Source organism: Burkholderia sp. Ac-20349 (genome assembly GCF_017104865.1).
Classification (GTDB): domain Bacteria; phylum Pseudomonadota; class Gammaproteobacteria; order Burkholderiales; family Burkholderiaceae; genus Burkholderia; species Burkholderia aenigmatica.
The window spans coordinates 1-2,909 of the sequence record NZ_JAAGPM010000294.1; the positions used below are offsets into that span (position 1 = coordinate 1).

Genomic DNA, 2,909 nt, shown 5'->3' on the forward strand with positions numbered 1-2,909 from the left:
CAGGTGTTCAGCGTGCCGATGTGCGAGAACAGCGTATTGAGGAGCTGGAAGCTCATGCCGAGCATGATGCCACCGAACACCTTCACGCCGACCACGCCCGCGCGCGTGTGCAGGTACGCGAACGGCACATCGGGCACGCCGACGGCACCCGGTGCATCGAGCGAGGCCGGATGCAGCGTGCGCCAGTCGCCGACGCTGTCGTCCCACGCGAAGTCCGCCCAGTAGGCTTCATCCATCCGCGCATCCAGCGCGGCCAGCACGCGGTTCGTGCCCGGCGCACGCAGCCGCGCGTGCTCGGCGCACGCGAGCAGCGTGCCGATCGGCACGACCGGCAGCCCGCACCCGAACGCGAGACCCTGGGTGATGCCCGTCGCGGTGCGCAGGCCCGTGAACGAGCCGGGGCCCGCGCCGAACGCGATCGCGTCGCAATCGGCGAGCGTCAGCCCCGATTCGGCGAAAAGCGCCTGGATGGCCGGCAGCACGCGCGTGCTCGACACGGCGCCCGTCAGCTCGTGGCGGACCCAGGTTTGCGGGGTGGAAACGGCGTCATCGGCGTGGGCCGAGCGCAGCAGCGCGACCGAGCAGTATTCGGTCGACGTATCGATGGCGAGGAGCACTGTTTGCGTCATGGGCGACATTGTAATGCGGCGCCCCGCTCCCACGGGCGATCGGGCCCGATCCGTGCGTGTGCGCTGTGCCCGATGGCGGTTTGGAAGGATCGCTCGACCCCGCGCGGCGGTCCGCTTGTTAAGATCGCCCGACCTGAAACCCTTACGGAGACACCCGATGAGCGAACTCACCACCCAATTCGACCAAGCCCAGATCGACGTCAAGCAACTGACCGAACGTCCGGGCAACCTGACCCTGTTGCGCCTGTACGCGCTCTTCAAGCAGGCGACCGACGGCGACGCGCATGGCGACAAGCCGGGCTTCACCGACATCGTCGGCAAATACAAGTACGACGCGTGGGATGCACTGAAGGGCACGTCGCAGGATGCGGCGAAGCAGCAGTACATCGAACTCGTCGAATCGCTGAAGAACGGCACGGCTTCCTGACCGAATCGCCCCCGGCCGCAATAGGCAATCAAATCAGTGGCGCAGCGCAGCAAATCTCTTTATAATGCTGCCTGCGTCATCTTCCGCGCTCGGCTCGCAAGCCGTTCCGGCCTGACGCCTCGTAGCGTTAAGCTCCAATCCGGTTTAGAACCTGTCCCCTCCTGCTTCGACCTTCGCGGTCGTCACTTATCAGGCTGGCGGCCCCGCTCCTGAAGCGCGCCGCACCCAAAACAGCTTCTAATGCCTCATCCGCTGAAGGTTCGGCGGATTGCACCCGTTTCCCGATTTGCTCGCTGAATCCGACGACTTGGGTATGCGCGATTGGCGCCGACGTTTCACCCACTGTGTTTCAAGGATTGTTATGACTTCGAGCATCAACTCCAGCCCGCTCAACGCGATCGCCGACCAGGCGCTCGGTCTCGACGACGCCGCCGCACCGGCCGCGGTCGAACCGGCGTCGGACGAGCCGAACTTCGCGTCGCTCGGGTTGTCGCCGGAGATCGTCTCCGCGCTGCAGGCCGCCGGCTATGTGAAGCCGACGCCGGTCCAGCAGCGCGCGATTCCGGCCGGCATCGCCGGCCGTGACCTGCTGGTCTCGAGCCCGACCGGTTCGGGCAAGACCGCCGCATTCATGCTGCCCGCGATCGAACGTTTCGCGCAGCTCCAGAAGGCGCAGGCGCAGCAACCGCGCGCGCCGCGCGAACCGAACCAGGGCGACCGCCGCGCGCGCCGCCCGCAACCCGTCGCGCGCCCGGGCCTGCTCGTGCTGACGCCGACCCGCGAACTCGCGATGCAGGTCACCACGGCCGCAACGACCTACGGCAAGCACCTGAAGCGCCTGCGCACGGTCAGCATCCTCGGCGGCGTCGCCTACGGCCAGCAGCTGATGCTGCTCGCGAAGAACCCGGAAATCCTGGTCGCCACGCCGGGCCGTCTGCTCGACCACCTCGAGCGTGGCCGCATCGACCTGTCCGAGCTGAAGATGCTCGTGCTCGACGAAGCCGACCGCATGCTCGACATGGGCTTCATCGAAGACATCGAAACGATCGTCGACGCGACGCCCGAATCGCGCCAGACGATGCTGTTCTCGGCGACGCTCGACGGCAAGATCGGTTCGCTGACGAGCCGCCTGCTGAAGGATCCGGAACGCATCGAGATCCAGCAGCGCCTCGAGTCGCGCGCGAACATCGCGCAGACCGTGCACTACGTCGACGACCGCGACCACAAGGATCGCCTGCTCGATCACCTGCTGCGCGACGACGCGCTCGACCAGGCGATCATCTTCACGGCGACCAAGATCGACGCCGACCAGCTCGCCGGCCGTCTCGCCGACGCAGGCTTCGAATCGGCTGCGCTGCACGGCGACCTGCCGCAGGGCGCGCGTAACCGCACGATCCGTGCGCTGCGCGAGCGCCGTGTGCGCGTGCTGGTGGCCACCGACGTCGCGGCACGCGGCATCGACATCCCGGGCATCACGCACGTGTTCAACTACGACCTGCCGAAGTTCGCGGAAGACTACGTGCACCGTATCGGCCGTACCGGCCGTGCAGGCCGTTCGGGCACGGCAGTGAGCCTCGTGCACCACGCCGAGCAAGGCGCGCTCAAGCGCATCGAGCGCTTCGTGCGCTCGCCGCTGCCGGTCAACGTGATCGAAGGTTTCGAGCCGCGCAAGGCGCCCCCGCGTAACGGCGGCAACGGCGGCCGCGGCCGTCCGGGCGGCGGTAACGGCGGTCGCCGTTTCGGCGGCAAGCCGGGCGGTGGCTATGGCGGCAACGGTAACGGCAACGGCCGCAGCTACGGCGGCGGCAATGGCGGCGGCTGGAGCGGCAAGCCGGGCGGCAGCCGTGACGGCG

3 protein-coding genes are annotated in these 2,909 nt (G+C 67.8%); 2 read left to right on the forward strand and 1 reads right to left on the reverse strand.

The features are described from left to right. Positions 1 to 638 (reverse strand): tRNA (adenosine(37)-N6)-threonylcarbamoyltransferase complex dimerization subunit type 1 TsaB (gene tsaB, locus G3N61_RS38585; protein WP_241018124.1); only part of this gene is annotated, 638 nt, incomplete at its 3' end. A gap of 148 nt (positions 639 to 786) precedes the next feature. Between tsaB and G3N61_RS38590 the strand changes: the two genes are divergently transcribed. Beyond that, positions 787 to 1,056, forward strand: a complete 270-nt coding sequence (locus G3N61_RS38590) for an acyl-CoA-binding protein (protein ID WP_043189214.1) — start codon at positions 787 to 789, stop codon at positions 1,054 to 1,056. 361 nt (positions 1,057 to 1,417) lie between these two features. Next, positions 1,418 to 2,909 (forward strand): DEAD/DEAH box helicase (locus G3N61_RS38595; protein WP_205825061.1); only part of this gene is annotated, 1,492 nt, incomplete at its 3' end.